Source organism: Stenotrophomonas sp. TWI602 (genome assembly GCF_039674045.1).
In the GTDB taxonomy this organism is placed as follows: Bacteria; Pseudomonadota; Gammaproteobacteria; order Xanthomonadales; family Xanthomonadaceae; genus Stenotrophomonas.
The window spans coordinates 71,450-87,941 of record NZ_JBDJMT010000010.1 but is presented as its reverse complement, the minus strand read 5'-3'; the positions used below and the strand labels follow the sequence as shown (position 1 = coordinate 87,941).

Sequence of the window (16,492 nt, the reverse complement as noted above, 5' to 3'; positions counted from 1 at the left end):
GCGCGATCAGGCTGCCGTGCCGCGGGGAATGTACGGCGCGTCGCCACTCTCGTGGTCGGTCGCATCGCGTACCGCGGTGATGCCGGGCACACGCCCCATCAGGGTTTTTTCGATGCCCTGCTTGAGCGTGACGTCGGCCATGCCGCAGCCCTGGCAACCGCCGCCGAAGCGCAGCAGCACCACGCCATCGGCCGAGACTTCCTGCACCGCGACCTTGCCGCCGTGCGAGGCCAGCTGCGGGTTGACTTCGTTCTCCACCACCCAGCGCACGCGCTCGACCAGCGAGGAGCCTTCGGTCGGCGCCTCGCCCTTGATCTTGGGGGCCTTGATGGTCAGCTGCTGGCTGCCCGTGGCATTGGTGACGAAATCGATCTCGGCACCATCGAGCCAGGCCACGCTGGTAGCGGCCACGTAGAGGGTGAAGCCATCGCAGTCCACGGCCCACTCGTCACCGAGCAGCTCACCGGGATCGGCGAACTCCAGGCGGGCATCGGCGCGCGGGGTACCCGCATCGACGGCGGTGAGGCGTACGCCCATGCCGGGCACGGCCTCACGTTCGATCAGCTTGCGGAAATAGGATTGGGCAGTGTCGGATATCTGGATCATCGGGCTATTCTAGCCAATCCCTTGTTATGCGCTCATTCGGTTTATACACCGGACCGCGCATTGTTCAGTCATACAGATGTGGAGGAACCCATGGCCGACCTGATTCCGCTGGCGCAAGCCCACTGCGTGCCGCGCAAAGGCAGCGACCACAAGCTCGGCACCGCCCGGGTCACCGAGCTGCTGGCCCAGATTCCCGGCTGGGAGCTGGCCGAGGCCGGCCAGGCGCTGACCCGCACCTTCCGCTTCGACAACTACCACGGCACCATGGCCTTCGTGAACGCTCTGGCCTGGGTGGCCCATCGTGAAGATCACCACCCGGACCTGGGCGTGCATTACGACCGCGCCGTGGTGCGCTTCTCCACCCACGATGTGGGCGGCCTGAGCGAGAACGACTTCATCTGCGCGGCGAAAGCCTCGGCCCTGACGGAGTAAGCCCATGAAACTGCAGTACCTCCTGCTGTCCAGCCTTGCCCTGGCCGCCCTGGCCGGCTGCAACAAGACACCCGCCGAACCGGCCGCCCCGGTCGCGGCACCCACCGAGGTCGCCGCGGTCAAGACGCCACCGCCGGAGTACCCGATCGAACTGGCCTGCCAGGGGATCGGCGGCACCAGCACCTTCAAGGTGACCATCGCCGCCGACGGCCAGCCCAGCCAGGTCCAGCTCGCCAGCGGCAGCGGCAACGCCCAGCTCGACGAGCAGGCGCAGAAGGCCGTACAGGCCTGGCAGTTCAAGGCGGCCACGCGCGCCGGGCAGACGGTTCCGACCACGATCCAGGTGCCGGTCAGCTTCAATCCGCCGCAGCCCAAGCCCGACCAGTGCTTCGCGGTCGAAGAACGGCTGCGTCGCGGCGGTTGATCGCCGCGTTGTGTTGAGGTCAGCCGCCGCAAACCTCGTGCTCCCTACTCCGCGCCCCGGTGATGTTGCCCGGGGCGCGCTGCACTTCTACAAGGACGCGTTGGCGGATGCCTGATATTTCCAGTGAAAACGTATGGATCGCCCTGGCGGTCACCCTGGCCGCCGGCCTGGCCACCGCCCTGGGCAGCCTGATGGTGCTGTTCTCGCGCCGGCCCAACCCGCGCCTGCTGGCGTTCGGGCTAGCCTTTGCTGGTGGCGCGATGGTTTTTGTCTCGCTGACCGAGATCCTCAACAAGGCGATCGACTCGTTCACCCAGGCCTACGACGCCCGGCTGGGCTTCGCCTATGGCACGGCGGCCTTCCTGGTCGGCGTGCTGCTGATCGTGGTGATCGACCACCTGATCCCGAACCCGCACGAGAGCCTGGACAAGCAGGACCCGCTGTTCCGCGACAACAACAAGGCCTACATCAAGCGGGTCGGCCTGCTGACGGCGGTGGCGATCACCGCGCACAACTTCCCCGAGGGCCTGGCCACGTTCTTTGCCACGCTGGAAAGCCCGTCGGTGGGCATGCCGCTGGCCTTCGCCATCGCCATCCACAACATCCCCGAGGGCATCGCGATCGCGGTCCCGGTGTATTTCGCCACGCAGAACAAGTTCTACGCGTTCGGCGCCAGCCTGCTGTCCGGCCTGGCCGAGCCGATCGGCGCGGCGATCGGGTATGTGGCCCTGTCCGGCGTGCTCAACCACGCCACGTTCGGCTGGGTGTTCGGGATCATTTCCGGGGTGATGGTGTTCCTGGCCCTGGACGAACTGCTGCCGGCGGCCAAGCGCTACGCCAAGGGCCACGAGACCGTGTACGGCCTGGTGGCCGGCATGGGCAGCTTGGCGATCAGCCTGGTGCTGTTCAAATGGTGAGGCCAGGGCCATAACCCGATAACGCGGGCCCGGTAGTGCCGGCCGCTGGCCGGCTCCTCCACATGCCCGGTAGTGCCGGCCGCTGGCCGGCTCCTCCACATGCCGAGCGACACTGTGCAGAGCCGGCCAGCGGCCGGCACTACCGACACGTGTCGATCGAGATGGTGCAGAGCCGGCCAGCGGCCGGCACTACCGATGCGGGCGGGGGTAGCCGGGCAGATCCGGCTTTACTTCAACCGGTTCAACACCTCGGTCAGCTCCTCGGCCAGCGGTGCATTGATCAGATACGGCGTCTTGCCTGCATCCAGCGCGAACTCCAGCGAGGCGGCGTGCAGGAACAGTCGTTTCAGGCCGATCTGCTCACGAAGTCGCTTGTTGACGTCCGGATCGCCGTACTTGTCGTCACCGGCCACCGGGTGACCCAGATGCTGGGCATGCACGCGGATCTGGTGGGTACGGCCGGTTTCGATGCGGACCTCGCAGTACGAATGCCCACCCTTGCGCTCCAGCACCTTGAAGTGGCTGATCGATTCCTTGCCGATCGGATTGACCTGCACGTGCCGCTCGCCGCCCTGGCGCAGACCCACGTGCAGCGGGGCATCCACGGTCATCGTGCCATCGGGCATGCGGCCGGCCAGCAAGGTCAGGTAGCGCTTGCGGATGCCGGCGCCGTGGTCTTCGCGCAGCAGTGCCTGCAGCTCGCTCAGCGCCGAGCGCTTCTTGGCCACGATCAGCAGGCCCGAGGTATCCCGGTCCAGCCGATGCACCAGCTCCAAGGTCTTGCCCGGGCGCAGGGCACGCAGCGTTTCGATGGCGCCGAAGCTGATGCCGCTGCCGCCGTGGCTGGCCACGCCCGACGGTTTGTTCAGGGCCAGCAGCCGATCGTCTTCGAACACGATGGCATCTTCCAGCCTTTTCATGAACGCCGCGGGCGGACCGGCCTTGTCGCCTTCCTCGTTGAGACGGACCGGCGGGACCCGGACTTCGTCGCCGCCCTCGAGCTTGCGCTCGGCCTTGGCGCGGCCGCCATTGACGCGGACCTGGCCACTGCGGACGAGCTTGTAGATCAGGCTGCGCGGTGCACCCTTGAGCTGGCCGAGCAGGAAGTTGTCCAGGCGTTGCCCGGCGCGGTCGGCCGGGACAGTGATGATACGTACGCTGGTCATGGCTTCAGCGGCTTTGGGGGTGGGCTCGGTAACGGTCATTGGCCTTTTATTCTGTTACACTCGGCGGGCGAGATAAGGGATTGATTTCGTTGGAAGTTGTTCTGGGCCAGAAGCCCGACTTCCCGCGATTCCGGCACAGTGCGCAGCCACCGCCCCCGGGGCGGCCATGTTAGCGGCTCACCGGCGGTCCCGGCCATCGCCGGATGTCTGACACGCATTCGCGCTGAACATGTCCCTGTGGCGCTCCAGCCTGGCTGAAAGCTGCCTCCGGCCCCGTTACACCCAAACCAAAACAAATGAAGCGCTCCCGCGGCCTGCCGTGGTGTTGTAGCGCTGGAAACCCAAACCGCCCTCCCCGCGCATGCGCGATGGGCGGTGAAGCGTGACCAGAAGCGAAACCCCATGGCGTTCCGCGCGGTAGCAGCGCGCGAGGAACGCAAGAATGAAGCGAATGCTGATCAATGCCACGCAGGCTGAAGAGCTGCGGGTAGCCATCGTGGATGGCCAGACGCTGTACGACATCGACATCGAACAGCCGTCCAAGGAACAGAAGAAGTCGAACATCTACAAGGGCCGCATCACGCGCCTTGAGCCTTCGCTGGAGGCCGCTTTCGTCGAATACGGCGGCGAGCGCCATGGCTTCCTGCCGCTGAAGGAAATCTCCCGCGATTACTTCCAGGCCGGCGTCGACCACAACAAGGCCGGCATCCGCGAGCTGCTGCGTGAGGGCCAGGAAGTCGTGGTCCAGGTGGACAAGGAAGAGCGCGGCAACAAGGGCGCTGCCCTGACCACGTTCATCTCGCTGGCCGGCCGTTACATGGTCCTGATGCCGAACTCGCCGAGCGCCGGTGGCGTCTCGCGCCGCATCGAGGGCGAGGACCGCGCCGCGCTGAAGGAAGCGCTGGACAAGCTGAACATCCCCGACGACATGGGCGTGATCATCCGCACCGCCGGCGTCGGCCGCGATGCCGAAGAGCTGCAGTGGGATCTGGATTACCTGCTGCAGGTCTGGAAGTCGATCGCCGAAGCGGCGCTGACCAAGCCGGCCTCGTTCCTGATCTACCAGGAATCGCGCCTGATCGTGCGCGCCCTGCGTGACTACCTGCGCGCCGATGTCGGCGAGATTCTGGTGGACACCGAAGAGCTGTACGAGACCGCCCAGGAGTTCATGCAGCAGGTGATGCCGCAGACCCTGCGCAAGCTCAAGCATTACAAGGACGACATCCCGCTGTTCAACCGCTTCCAGATCGAATCGCAGATCGAAGGCGCGTATGAACGCAACGTCCGCCTGCCGTCGGGCGGCTCGATCGTGGTCGACCAGACCGAAGCGCTGACCGCCATCGACGTCAACTCCTCGCGCGCCACCAAGGGCAGCGACATCGAGGACACCGCCTTCCAGACCAACCTGGAAGCGGCCGAAGAAGTGGCCCGCCAGCTGCGCCTGCGCGATCTGGGTGGCCTGGTGGTCATCGATTTCATCGACATGGCCTCCAACAAGCACCAGCGCGAAGTCGAGAACCGCCTGCAGAACGCGCTCAAGTACGACCGTGCGCGCGTGCAGCTGGGCCGCATCTCGCGCTTCGGCCTGATGGAAATGAGCCGCCAGCGCCTGCGTCCGAGCCTGGGCGAATCCAGCCAGATCGTCTGCCCGCGTTGCGACGGCCATGGCCGCATGCGCAGCGTCGAGTCGCTGTCGCTGTCGATCATCCGCGTGGCTGAAGAGCATGCGATGAAGGAGAACACCGGGCAGGTGCTGGTCCAGGCCCCGGTCGAGATCGCCAACTACCTGCTCAACGAAAAGCGCAGCGCGCTGCGCGAGATCGAACAGCGCCATGACGCGCCGATCGTGATCGTCGCCGACGAGCAGCTGCACACCCCGCATTACGAAGTGACCCGCCTGCGTGAGAACGAGCTGGGCGAAGAAAGCGGCAAGCCGAGCTACCAGCGCGGCACCCCGCGCAAGCTGCCGGTGCACGCACTGACCAAGGCCCAGCTGAACATCCCGGTCGCCCCGGTGGTGACCCAGGTCAAGCACAGCCAGCCGGCCCCGGTGCGTGAAGCGCCGGAACCGGAAGCCGCACCGGCCCCGGTCGCCGCCCCCGTGGCCGCCCCGGCGGCAACCGGCGTGGTGGGTTGGCTCAAGCGCATCTTCGGTGGCGAACCGGCCCCGGCCGCCGCACCACAGCCGGGCAACCGCCCGGGCCAGGACGGCAACCGCAACGGTCGCAACAAGGACCGCAACGGCAAGGACCGCAACGGTCGCCGCGATGAGCGTGGCGAGCGTGGTGGCAACGGCAATGCGCAGGCGCAGGGCCGTGGCAAGGACCGTGGTGAGCGCGGCGAACGCGGCGCGAAGGGCGAGCGTCGCGACGAGCGCCGCCAGGACACCGCCGCACCGGCCAACGGCAATGCGGCACAGGTGCAGGCACCCGCCCAGGGCAAGCCGCGCAACGAGCAGCAGCCGGCCAAGCCGCGCAATGAAGCGCGCAATGACCAGCAGCAGCCGAAGCTGAAGCAGAAGCAGGGTCAGAACGGCCAGGCCAAGCCGCAGCAGAACGACGGCGACAAGCCGGCCGTGAGCGAGAAGCCCGCGCGTCAGCCCCAAGCCGATGCACCGAAGCCGACCACCGCTGCGCCGGTCGCTGCCGACGCCGCCGTGATCGCTGCGGCTGCCGTGGTCGCCACCGATGCCGCCGCGCCGGCCGCCCACGTCCAGGAAACGGCCAAGGCCGCTCCGGCCGAGGACGCACAGCTGGGCGACACCGACGCCACCGAACAGGGTGACGCGCCGGCCAATGCCGAAGACGGGACCGGTGAAGGCGCTTCGCGTCGTCGGCGCGGCCGTCGCGGTGGCCGCCGTCGTCGTCGTGGCAATGGTGAGCAGGCTGCCGGCAGCGATGGCCTGAACGGTGACGACAACGGTCTGGATGACGAGGGCGACGACCAGGACGGCGATCAGGACGGCGATACCGCCGCCCCGGCCGAGCGCCAGGTCGCCAACAACGGTCAGCCGCAGCCGGAGTTCGAGTTCGACGACGAATCCGGCAACGCGCCGGCCGCCGCGCCTGCGCCGGTCCAGGCCCCGCGCCCGGCCCCGGTGGCGGCAGTGGCTGCCGCCGCTCCGGTCGCCGTGGTCAGCAGCCCGGTCGTGACCGCGGGTCATGCCGAGCCGACCCCGGCACCGGTGGCCGACAAGGCCCCGACCCCGGTCGTCGAGAAGGCTGCTTCCCCGGCCGTCGAGCCGGTCGCCGAGAAGGCCCCGGCCTCCTACAACGACCCGGTGCCGTTCGTGGAAAGCCCGAAGCCGACCCCCGCCGCTGCCCGGCCGGCTGCGCCGGTGGAAGCCGCGCGTCCGGTTGAACCGGTCGCTGCTCCGGCAGCCCCGGCCCCGGTCGCTGCTCCGGTGGCGCCGGCTCCGGTCGCTGCTCCGGCGGCTCCGGCGCCGGTCGCTGCTCCAGTGGCGCCGGCCCCGGTTGCTGCTCCGGCGGCGCCGGCCCCGGTTGCTGCTCCGGCGGCTCCGGCTCCGGTTGCTGCTCCGGCGGCTCCGGCTCCGGTTGCTGCTCCGGCGGCCCCGGTCGTTGAGACCACCCCGCAGGAAGTGAAAGAGCCGACCGTCGCACCGGTGCAGACCAGCATGCTGGATGCCGTGGATGCGACCCAGGCCCCGGCACAGCCGGCGGCCCCGCAGGCCCGCACCGAATCGGTCCCGGCCGGCCCGGTCGTGCACAACGGTCAGCTGTTCGGTTCGGCCGCCAGCGAAACCCCGGCGGCGACCAACGCTGCCGAACAGGCCGCGCAGGCCGAAGCCCGCGAGGACATCCCGACCGATGCCCCGCAGGCCGAGGAAGGCGACAAGGCCGACCAGGAAAAGAAAGACACGCTCTGATCCTGAGTGACTGACGCAACAAACAGACAGCGGCCTTCGGGCCGCTGTCTGCGTTTGGGGTGTTGGATGGCGCAGCAAGCGGCGTGCGTCACGCGGTCATGAGGGCGGCACTGAGAGCAATCCACGCATGGCGTGGATCTACACACGCCATCGGACGCAACAAGGGTAGACCCACGCCACGCGTGGATCCTGCACGGGATACATCAAATGCAGATCCACGCCATGCGTGGATGCGGCCGTTTGCGTGCTACGCCGTCACCGACGACGCGGCGCGCACCTCAGGGCGTCGTCGCGCCGGCGTTTCCGGTGCCCGGCGCGAACTGCAGCCGGGTCCACACGCCGTAATGATCCGACGCCCAGCGGCCGTCTGCGTACGGCTGGTCGAACAGGATCTTCGCCTCACGGGCGAGCAGTCGATCCTGCTGGAAGAAAATGTGGTCGATGCGCGAGGGCGCGTCGTAGTAGTGCCGGTTGAGCGTACTGACCTGGGCCAGTTCGTTGTTGACGTGCACGCTGCCGTAGCTGTCCCCGTAGTGGTTGCGCAGCTCGCTCAGGTCACCGGCATCCACCAGTGCATTGAAGTCCCCCGCCACGACCACCGGCGCGTCGCCTGCGCTCTGCGCGATGAAGGCCAGCAGATCCGCCACCTGCTCTCCACGGATGCGGCTGCCCACCTCGTCCGAACGCTCATTCAAGTGCGTTGCGTAGACGTTGACCGGGCGACCCTCCACATCGATGCGCAGATGCGCCACGGTGCGGTAATCGCCCAGCGGCGCCAGCAGATGGTCGTTGCGCGACAGCACCGGCCGCCGGGTCAGGAGGGCATTGCCGTAACGCTTGAAACGCCCCGGCGGATCGGTCGAGACGAACTGATACTCATAGCCCAGCTTGCGCGCCAACCATGCGGCCTGGTTACGCACATGGGGTTTCTGGATCACTTCCTGCAGCGCGATCGCATCGGGCTGCAGTGCCTGCAGTTCACGCAGTATCACCTGGCGGCGGGCCGGCCAGTTCTCGCGATCGTGGTGAAGATTGAAGGTGACCATGGTCATCTCCTGCGCGGGTGCCGCCACGGCGCTCTGCGCCAGTGCAACCAGGGGCGCGGACGCCAGCACCGCGGCCAGCAGGCCGCGCATCATCATCTTCCTCATTACGGTGCCTTGCGTTCCGCCCGGCGTACCGACGCCGGAATCTCGATCTCGACCTTGGCCGGCACCTGCATCACGCGCAGTTCGCCGCCCACCCATTCCGCCGGCTCACCATTGACGGTGGTGGCGCCCGGCTCGCCGCTGTACGGCCACGGCAGCACCACGCCACCGACCGGCGGCACCAGGCCGGCCGACACGGTCAGGGTGAGCTGCTTGTCGTTGCGGATCAGCGCGTAGTTGAGCTGCCCGTTCGGGGTGCGCAGGCCCTGCACGCCGACCCCCTTGCCTTCCAGCCAGCGCGACGGCACGCCCGCGGCCAGCACCAGGCTGTCGTCGATATCGCGGCTGTAGGCGAACATGTCCAATGCCGAACGCACGAAGTCCGAGGCCACCCACGCATGGGGCAGGTCCCCCAGGAAGAACGGTTTGCGCGGCGTGCGCGAGACCACTTCGGCCCACTGGTTCCACGGCTGCGGTGCACGGTCCTTGAAGAAGAACTCGGTCGCCTGCCAGGCGCGGTCGCGCCAGCCCAGGCGCACGAAGGCGGCCACGTTGCGCCACTCGTACGGGGTGTAGTCCTTCCACTCGCGCTTGCCATCGCGGCGCGCTTCGAACTCGCTCCAGTAGCGCTCGAACGTGTTGTTCAAGTAGGGCTGCGGCAGGCGCCCCTGCTCACCGGCCGGCGCCAGTGCGATGGTGGTCGATGTGGCATCGAAATCACCCAGCTCGGCCGAGCCGGGCAGGTAGTCGATCTTGTGCTGCGCGGTCGCCGCCAGCAGCGAAGCCTGCAGGTCGTCACGGAACTGATCGCGCGACTCACTGATCTGCATCGCTTCGGCCTTGCCGAGCGTGCTGGCGATGATCGCCGCGTCCTTGTAGCCGCGCAGCGCCCAGAAGTTGTCCCAGTACGAATGCATCGGCTTGGCCGAATAGCCTTCGTGGCTGATCGAGACCGGCATCATCCCGTAGAAGGCGGGGTTGCGCGCCCGATTTTCTTCGGTGCGTTCGCTCAGGCGCAGCTGCTCCATGTACTGGTAGGCGCCCTGCACGTGTGGCCACATCACCTCCAGGAAGGTGGTGTCACCGGTGTAGCGCCAGTACTCGGCGATGTTGAAAATGAGCTCGCCATGGCTGTCGTTCTCCGGCACCGGATCGCTGCCGCGCGAATCGACGCAGCACGGCACCTTGCCATTGTCGAACTGATACGGCGCATACCAGTTCACGTACTGCCGCACCGCATCGCTGCGGCCCATGCGCAGCAGCCCTTCGGAGATCATTGCGCCATCGCGGATCCAGCTGCGCGAATACGAACGCGTGCCCGGCTGCAGGCTGGGGCCGATGCGCGAGATCAGCATGTGCGCCAGCGCGGTGCGCAGCGTATCGGCCAGCGGCTTGCCGGCCGCCGGGACCTGCAGCGTCACCTGGTCCAGCTTGGTCCGCCACATCGAGGCGACCTGCTGCTGCGCCTTGGCCGCATCGAAGGCCTTGGGCATCACCCAGTTGCCGGTCTGCGGCAGCACGATGGCGACCTCGCGGCTCTGGCCAGGCTCCAGCTTCCAGCGGTACAGCAGCGCGCCCGAGGCCAGGCCGGTGCTGTCCTTCACTTCGGTGGTGCCCGGCAGCTTGCCGCTGGCCAGGTGGACCACGTCGAACTTGCTGTCGAACGCGGTGGCGAAGGCCGCGTCCGGTGCCTGTGCCGGGTACAGGCGCGGCGTGCCGTTGACGTCGACATGGGTCGGGTCGAAGGACAGGTTGTTGATCGGGCTGACGCCGCCGACGGTATTGAGGAACTGGGTCGGCGGGTTCACCTGCCACGGGCGCACGGCCAGGGCCAGGGTGTACTCGTGGGCGACCTTGTCGGGGTTGCGCAGGGTGTAACGACCGACCAGCTGCGCGTTGTCCGGCGTGCCCTGCACGAAGCCGGTCACCTGCAGGCCAGCCTTGTCGTGGGTCCAGCCGACGTTGGCGATCGGCAGGTAATCGTCCTGCAGCGACTGGTCGGTCTTGACGTCGGCCCAGCTCAGCAGTTTGTTGTCCACCAGCACGAACGGTTCGACGCTGAAGCTGGCCTTGGCCACTTCCAGCGCACCGTCTTCGCCGATCAGGGCCTGCTCGCGGCCGCCATCCAGACCCAGCAGCGTCCAGTACGGCTGCTCGCCGGTGAAGCCGCGCGGCACCGAACCGCGCGGCAGGTCGGCACCGACCGAACGGACGAAATCATTCGGGGTATCGGCGAACTCGAGCGGCTTGAGCGTGATATCGCGGATACCATAGCGCCAGCTCGGGCCGCCCTTGAGGTCGAAGCGCAGATAGCGCGCGTCCGTATCCGGCAGCGCCAGCCAGTCGCGGCCACCGCCGCCGGCGGTCACCTCACGCAGCGTATTCCAGCTGCGCCCATCGGCCGAGGAACGCACCACGTAGCGGGTGGCCTCCAGTCCGGGCAGCCATTCGATCACCGCCCCGCCAAACTCGCGCACCTTGTGCAGGTCCAGGCTGATGGTCTGTTCGGCCACGCCGCCGCTGATCCAGACCGTGTCCGGCTTGCCATCGACGATGCGGTTCTGCAGCGCGGTGGCGGTATCGGCGATCACCGACGGGCTCAGTGAAGACGTATCGGCCGGCGGCAGTCCCTGCAGCGTGAGCCGGTCGAAACAGACCGTGCCCTTGCCGCCGACCTTGCTGTAGATCGTGAATTCCACGGCCGCGCTGCGCTTGAGCGTCTTGTCGGTCTCCGGGCCCCAGGCCTTGTCGATCTGGCGCTTGCGGTACTGCACCGGCGTCCAGGTTTTGGGGAACGCATAGCCGGGGCGGTTGACCCACCACACGTTGTCGCCGCTGGCGTCGATCAGCTTGAACTGCAGATCGTTGGCAGGGGAATCGCCGCGCAGCTGGAAGCCGAACTGGTAATTCTCCGGGTACTGGATGCCCAGCTCGCGACGGATGCCGACATAGCCGGACACGTTGTGGAAGTCGTAATCCACGCACAGCGCGCGGCCTCCGCCACTGCCGGCCACGCTGCGCAGCGAGCCGCTGACCTGGTCGGAGACGACCAGCTTCCACGGCGACATGTCATCGAAGCTGTCCAGCACCTTGGGTGCGGGCAACACCGGCGTCGCCGGCGGTGCGGCTGAGGCCGCCAGTGACCAGACCAGACCCAGACCCACCGCGACGACGGCATGCTTCACCCTTTGACACTCCCCAGCAACAGACCTTGGATGTAATAACGCTGCAATGCCAGGAACAGCAGCAGCACCGGAACCACCGTGACCACCGCGCCGGCCATCATCATTTCAACGTCCATGATGTGCTCGCGCGAGAGCGTGGCCAGGGCCACCGGGAGAGTGTAGTGCTCCTGGTCGGTCAACACGATCAAGGGCCACATGAAATCGTTCCAGGCAGCCATGAAGGTGAAGATCGACAGGGTCACCAAAACCGGCTTGAGCATCGGCAGCACGATCTGGAAGAAGATCCGCAGCTCCCCTGCCCCGTCGATGCGGGCCGCTTCGAGCAGCTCGTCCGGGATCGAACGGGCGTACTGGCGGACCAGGAAGATGCCGAACACCGTCGCCAGCGCCGGCACGATCACGCCACCGAAGTTGTTGACCAGGCCCAGCTGCTTCATCAGCAGGAACAGCGGCAGCATCGCCACCTGCGCCGGGATCACCAGCGCGGCCAGCAGCAGCTGGAAGATGCGCTCGCGGCCGGCAAAGCGCAGCTTGGCGAACGCATAGCCGGCCATGGTGTTGAGCAGCAGCGAGCCGAAGGTGATGGCCAGCGACACCATCAGGCTGTTGACGAAGTTGTTGGCCATGCCGGTGCGCGCGAACAACTCATGGTAGTTCGCGGTGGTCAGCGAGGACGGCAGCAGCGGCGGCGGAAAATGCGCCGCTTCGCCGGTCGGCATGAACGACACCGACAGCATCCACAACAGCGGCGCCAGGCTCAGGACCGCCAGCACCACCAGGCCACCATTGACCCACCAGGCATGCCAGCGCGATTGACCGATTTCACGACTCATACCAACTGCCTCTTGCGGCCGAAACGCAGCATGATGCTGGTCACGCCCAGGATGATCAGGAACAGCAGGAACGCCACCGCGGAGGCGCGCCCCAGGTTCCACCACTTGAAGCCTTCTTCAAACATGAAATACAGCACGCTGACAGTGCTCTGCAGTGGGTCGCCACGCGTCATCACGTAGGGCTCTGCAAACAGCTGGAAGTAGCCGGACACCGTGATCACGCCGACCACCAGCAGCACCGGGCCGAGCATCGGCAGGGTGATGTGCAGGAACTGCTTCCAGCGCGAGGCACCGTCGATGCGCGCGGCCTCGTACAGGTCATGCGGAATCGCCTGCAGGCCGGCCAGGAAGATCACCATGTTGTAGCCGAAGTTCTTCCACACCGCGAACAGCATGATGGTCGGCATCGCCCAGTTCGGGTCGCCCAGCCAGTCGATCGGGCTGATGCCCAGATGGCCCAGGCCGTAATTCACCAGGCCGTAGCTGGTATGGAACAGGTAACGCCAGATCACCGCCACCGCGACCAAGGTGGTCACCACCGGAGCGAACAGCGCGGTACGGAACAACGCTTTGAAACGGGCGGCCGGTGCATTGAGCAGGATCGCCGCACCCAACGACACCGCGATCGACAGCGGCACACCGACGATCACGAAGTACGTGGTATTCCACAGCGACTTCCAGAACATCGGGGTCTGCAGCAGATCGATGTAGTTGCCCAGGCCGACGAAGCGCAGGTTGTCACCGTCGGCCAGTGCGTACAGATCGAAATCGGTGATGCTCAGCGCCAGCGCCGAGAACACCGGCAGGCCGAAGAACACCGCGATGACCAGAATGGCCGGACCGGCGAACATCCAGCCGGCAAGCGAACGCTGCTTCATGGTGCCGCCTCCGTGGCCACCGCACTGGAGTGCGCCGTGTCGCTCGCCCCGGAGGATTCCTGCCGGTGCTGCTCATGCATCCAGCGGCGTTTGGCGAGGACCTTGTCCACGCGTTCGTCCAGCTCTTTCACTGCTTGATCCTGGTCTAGGCCACCACGCACCACCTGTTCGGTGGTGATCCGCATTTCCTGGGCGATCCGCTCCCACTCCAGCACCTTCGGGGTCGGCTTGACCCGCTCGAGCTGGTCGCGGAACGGCTGCGCCAATGGGTCGTTGGCCAGCGAGGGGTATTCCCAGGTGCTGCGCCGCGGCGGCAGGTCGCCGATGATCGAATGGAAGCGCTCCTGGATCGCCGGGCGCGACAGGAACTCGATCAGTTTCCACGAGGCTTCTTTCTGCTTCGAATCGCGGAAGATCACCAGGCTGGTCCCGCCGGCGATGCCCGCGCCCGGGCCATCCGGACCCGGCAGTGCGGCGGTGCCCCACTGCCCTTCCAGTTCCTTGGGCTGCAGCTTCTTGAACTCGCGGATGTTCCAGGGGCCGGACACGTAGAACACATTGAAGCCGCGGAAGAACTCGTCCCAGACGTTGGAGATCTGCGTCTCGGACATGCGCGGGGCCCAGCCCTGCGCGAACATGTTCTCGTAGAAGCCCAGCGTCCTGCGGAAGCCCGGGCTGCTGAAATTGCCACGGGTGTCTTCATCGCGCAGCAACGGATCGGGCTGCTGCAGCGCGAAGGACAGCTGCTGCTCGAACTCGTTGATCGGCATCAGTACCGCGTAGCGGTTCGGGCCCTGCATGGCCTTGATCGCCGCCATCATCTCGTTCCACTCGGCCCAGCTGCGCGGCGGGTGGTCGTAGCCGGCCTTGGCGAGCATGTCCTTGCGGTAATACAGCAGGCGCGTATCCACGTACCACGGCACCCCGACCAGTTCGTCGTGGATGACGTTGGTATCCCAGATGCCCTGGAAGTAGTCGGCCGGGTCCACCACCTTGGACTGCGCCACGTAGGGCTGCAGCGGGGTCAGGGTATTGAGTTCGGCGAACTCGGGGATCCAGGTATTGCCCAGCTGGCACACGTCCGGCAGCCCTTCGGCGGCGAACGCGGTCAGCAGCTTTTCATGCGCGGCCGTCCACGGGATGTTCTGCACATCGACATGGATGCCGGGATTTTCCGCTTCGAACTCACGGACCAGGCCGGTGACGACTTCGGCCTCGCGGCCCATCGCCCAGAAACGCACGGTGACCCCTTCCGGTTCTTTCCGGCAGGCACTCAACAACAGACTGCCGGCAATCAGCAGCAACAGACTCAACCCCAGCTTCGGGCGCGACGACAATGGCACTGCTTACTTCCCCTGCTGCTGGTTGCGGTTCGAATTGGAATTGTTTTTCTGTTCCTGGGCGGCCGCCGCGCGCGATTCGGCGATGCCGACCGAGCGGGCCGAGGCCGCCTTTTCATCTTTCTGCAGTTCCATCGGCTGATCCTCGCCTTCCGGGGTCAACCAGCCACCGCTGAAGCCGGCACGCTCCAGACCCTTGCGGATATGGGCGTTCTTCTTCATCACATCCCAGACAAAATCGTTCCGGTAGTTGGCGATCATGGTCAGGATCGGGCCCTGGTCGATACCGATGTAATCGCTGGCCACCCAGCCGCGATCCGGCACCAGGCGACCGGTCTTGATCGGAATGTCGTAGTTGAAACTCGGGTTGAACGAATCCAGGAAGCCGTAGCTGGAATAGATGTAGTCGCCGTAGCGCTTGTGCATCTCCACCGCGGCCGGGATGACTTCTTCCGGCGCGAACACGATCGAGGCGATCGCCGCGGTCGGCGCGATGGTGCCGTCATCGAAATTCTCGCGCAGGCCCGCGCCGCGCGAAGAGTAATGGCGGAACTGGCGCTGCTCGCCGCGGTATTCCTGGGTGGTGTTCTGCGGGCCATCGCTGGCGGTCAGGCCCCACACGTTCTGGCCGTAATCCTTCCAGTTCATCGGGTTGGCGATCGCGTACTCGCGCTGCGCCAGGGCAGCCGAACGGCTGTTGAGGAAGTAGGTGCTGCCCCGCTCGCGCATGTAGGCATCCTGGATGTCGCGGAAGTCCACCCAAACATGCGTGTACTGGTGCCCGAACAGCGGGCCGAAGGACAGGTATTCCTGGCCCTGGTAGACGCCCCAGTCGTTGTCGTAGGTACGCGTCCAGACCGTCCAGGCGTCCGGGCTGACCGGGTGGGTCGGCGAGCCGAGCGCGAGGATGTAGACCATCATCGCCTCGTTGTAGCCCATCCAGTCGTGGTCGATGAAGCCGCTCTCCGGGAACCAGCCCATCGAGATCAGCGGCGCGCGCTGCTGCAGCCACGGCCAGTCCACGCGCTTGTACAGCGTATCGGCGATCTCGCGGATCTCTTTTTCGCGTGCGTCGTCACCATCGTAATAGGACTGCGCGAACAGCACGCCCATCATCAGCAGCGCGGTATCCACGCTGGACAGTTCCACCCAGCTGTCGTAGCGGCGGCCTTCCTGCATGTCCAGGAAGTGGTAGTAGAAGCCTTTGTAGCCGCCCTTGCCGGTGCGCTGCGGGCCCATCGGCAGGTCGCGGAAGAATTTCAACGTCAGCAGGGTGCGGTCGATCGCCTGGTTGCGGCTGACCCAGCCGTTCTCGATGCCGATCGGATAGGCGGTCAGCGCATAGCCCACCGAGGCGATGCTGGCGAACGGGCGCGACGGGTAACGGTCCGGGCTGAGCCCGTTGACCTCGTTGGTGGTATCCCAGAAGAACTGGAAGGTGCGGCGCTCGATATCGTCGAACAGCGGCGGCAGCTCCGGCTTCATCGGCCGCGGCGGCACATCCGCCTCGACCAGGATCACGGGCGGCTTGGGCTTGGCCGGCTCCTGCTGGGCCTGCGGCTGGCAGGCAGCGACGGCGAGACTGATCGTCGCAGCGGTCAACAGGTGGCGTGCCTGCATGGGCCAACTCCTTGTGCGTTGTTCGTGACTGGGAAGCATAACGTCCAATGACCTGAA

General features: G+C 66.5%; 12 protein-coding genes. 4 read left to right on the top strand and 8 right to left on the bottom strand.

The features are described from left to right. Positions 1 to 6: 6 nt before the first annotated feature. Positions 7 to 606 (bottom strand): NfuA family Fe-S biogenesis protein, encoded by a 600-nt coding sequence (locus tag ABE483_RS11485; protein ID WP_313210352.1) that lies wholly within the window; start codon positions 604 to 606, stop codon positions 7 to 9. A 90-nt stretch (positions 607 to 696) separates the two neighbouring features. On the opposite strand from ABE483_RS11485, the gene ABE483_RS11480 reads away from it, so the two are divergent. The 3 genes from ABE483_RS11480 to zupT all read left to right on the top strand — a co-directional run bounded on the left by ABE483_RS11480 (position 697) and on the right by zupT (position 2,379). Further along, positions 697 to 1,038 carry a 4a-hydroxytetrahydrobiopterin dehydratase gene (locus ABE483_RS11480; RefSeq protein WP_019182889.1) on the top strand — a complete coding sequence of 114 codons (342 nt, stop codon included), beginning with the start codon at positions 697 to 699 and terminating at the stop codon, positions 1,036 to 1,038. 4 nt (positions 1,039 to 1,042) lie between these two features. Beyond that, complete coding sequence (locus ABE483_RS11475; protein ID WP_313210355.1) at positions 1,043 to 1,462, top strand: energy transducer TonB; 420 nt, start codon at positions 1,043 to 1,045, stop codon at positions 1,460 to 1,462. 107 nt (positions 1,463 to 1,569) lie between these two features. Further along, positions 1,570 to 2,379, top strand: a complete 810-nt coding sequence (gene zupT / locus ABE483_RS11470) for a zinc transporter ZupT (protein ID WP_019182887.1) — start codon at positions 1,570 to 1,572, stop codon at positions 2,377 to 2,379. Between the two features lie 227 nt (positions 2,380 to 2,606). Here zupT and ABE483_RS11465 read toward each other — a convergent pair whose 3' ends face one another. Then, complete coding sequence (locus ABE483_RS11465; RefSeq protein ID WP_346481731.1) at positions 2,607 to 3,545, bottom strand: RluA family pseudouridine synthase; 939 nt, start codon at positions 3,543 to 3,545, stop codon at positions 2,607 to 2,609. Between the two features lie 442 nt (positions 3,546 to 3,987). Between ABE483_RS11465 and ABE483_RS11460 the strand changes: the two genes are divergently transcribed. Continuing rightward, entirely contained in the window at positions 3,988 to 7,431 is a 3,444-nt protein-coding gene (locus ABE483_RS11460) for an Rne/Rng family ribonuclease (protein ID WP_346481730.1), read from the top strand. Between the two features lie 278 nt (positions 7,432 to 7,709). Here ABE483_RS11460 and ABE483_RS11455 read toward each other — a convergent pair whose 3' ends face one another. Genes ABE483_RS11455 through ABE483_RS11430 form a run of 6 tightly spaced genes read right to left on the bottom strand, consistent with a single transcriptional unit; the run spans position 7,710 to position 16,435 of the window. Beyond that, positions 7,710 to 8,573 carry an endonuclease/exonuclease/phosphatase family protein gene (locus tag ABE483_RS11455; protein ID WP_346481739.1) on the bottom strand — a complete coding sequence of 288 codons (864 nt, stop codon included), beginning with the start codon at positions 8,571 to 8,573 and terminating at the stop codon, positions 7,710 to 7,712. Positions 8,574 to 8,581: 8 nt separating this feature from the next. Continuing rightward, a complete protein-coding gene (locus ABE483_RS11450; RefSeq protein WP_346464529.1) occupies positions 8,582 to 11,764 on the bottom strand; it encodes a discoidin domain-containing protein in 3,183 nt (1,060 codons plus the stop codon). Beyond that, the gene (locus ABE483_RS11445; RefSeq protein ID WP_123730759.1) at positions 11,761 to 12,597 is read right to left on the bottom strand and encodes a carbohydrate ABC transporter permease; all 837 of its coding nucleotides are present in this window, start codon (positions 12,595 to 12,597) and stop codon (positions 11,761 to 11,763) included. The genes ABE483_RS11450 and ABE483_RS11445 overlap by 4 nt, the downstream gene beginning before the upstream one ends. Then, positions 12,594 to 13,475: a sugar ABC transporter permease gene (locus ABE483_RS11440; RefSeq protein WP_123730758.1), complete on the bottom strand. Its 882-nt coding sequence runs from the start codon at positions 13,473 to 13,475 to the stop codon at positions 12,594 to 12,596. Before ABE483_RS11440 ends, ABE483_RS11445 begins: the two co-directional genes overlap by 4 nt. Beyond that, positions 13,472 to 14,794 carry a sugar ABC transporter substrate-binding protein gene (locus tag ABE483_RS11435; RefSeq protein WP_313210393.1) on the bottom strand — a complete coding sequence of 441 codons (1,323 nt, stop codon included), beginning with the start codon at positions 14,792 to 14,794 and terminating at the stop codon, positions 13,472 to 13,474. The genes ABE483_RS11440 and ABE483_RS11435 overlap by 4 nt, the downstream gene beginning before the upstream one ends. Positions 14,795 to 14,821: 27 nt before the next feature. After that, complete coding sequence (locus ABE483_RS11430) at positions 14,822 to 16,435, bottom strand: glucoamylase family protein (RefSeq protein WP_121038093.1); 1,614 nt, start codon at positions 16,433 to 16,435, stop codon at positions 14,822 to 14,824. Between the last annotated feature and the right edge of the window lie 57 nt (positions 16,436 to 16,492).

Excerpts from the sequence above, each read along its gene's own strand:
- ABE483_RS11485 (WP_313210352.1), bottom strand. The coding sequence starts at position 606 with ATGATCCAGATATCCGACACTGCCCAATCCTATTTCCGCAAGCTGATC.
- ABE483_RS11480 (WP_019182889.1), top strand. The coding sequence starts at position 697 with ATGGCCGACCTGATTCCGCTGGCGCAAGCCCACTGCGTGCCGCGCAAA.
- ABE483_RS11475 (WP_313210355.1), top strand. The coding sequence starts at position 1,043 with ATGAAACTGCAGTACCTCCTGCTGTCCAGCCTTGCCCTGGCCGCCCTG.
- zupT (WP_019182887.1), top strand. The coding sequence starts at position 1,570 with ATGCCTGATATTTCCAGTGAAAACGTATGGATCGCCCTGGCGGTCACC.
- ABE483_RS11465 (WP_346481731.1), bottom strand. The coding sequence starts at position 3,545 with ATGACCAGCGTACGTATCATCACTGTCCCGGCCGACCGCGCCGGGCAA.
- ABE483_RS11460 (WP_346481730.1), top strand. The coding sequence starts at position 3,988 with ATGAAGCGAATGCTGATCAATGCCACGCAGGCTGAAGAGCTGCGGGTA.
- ABE483_RS11455 (WP_346481739.1), bottom strand. The coding sequence starts at position 8,573 with ATGATGATGCGCGGCCTGCTGGCCGCGGTGCTGGCGTCCGCGCCCCTG.
- ABE483_RS11445 (WP_123730759.1), bottom strand. The coding sequence starts at position 12,597 with ATGAGTCGTGAAATCGGTCAATCGCGCTGGCATGCCTGGTGGGTCAAT.
- ABE483_RS11440 (WP_123730758.1), bottom strand. The coding sequence starts at position 13,475 with ATGAAGCAGCGTTCGCTTGCCGGCTGGATGTTCGCCGGTCCGGCCATT.
- ABE483_RS11430 (WP_121038093.1), bottom strand. The coding sequence starts at position 16,435 with ATGCAGGCACGCCACCTGTTGACCGCTGCGACGATCAGTCTCGCCGTC.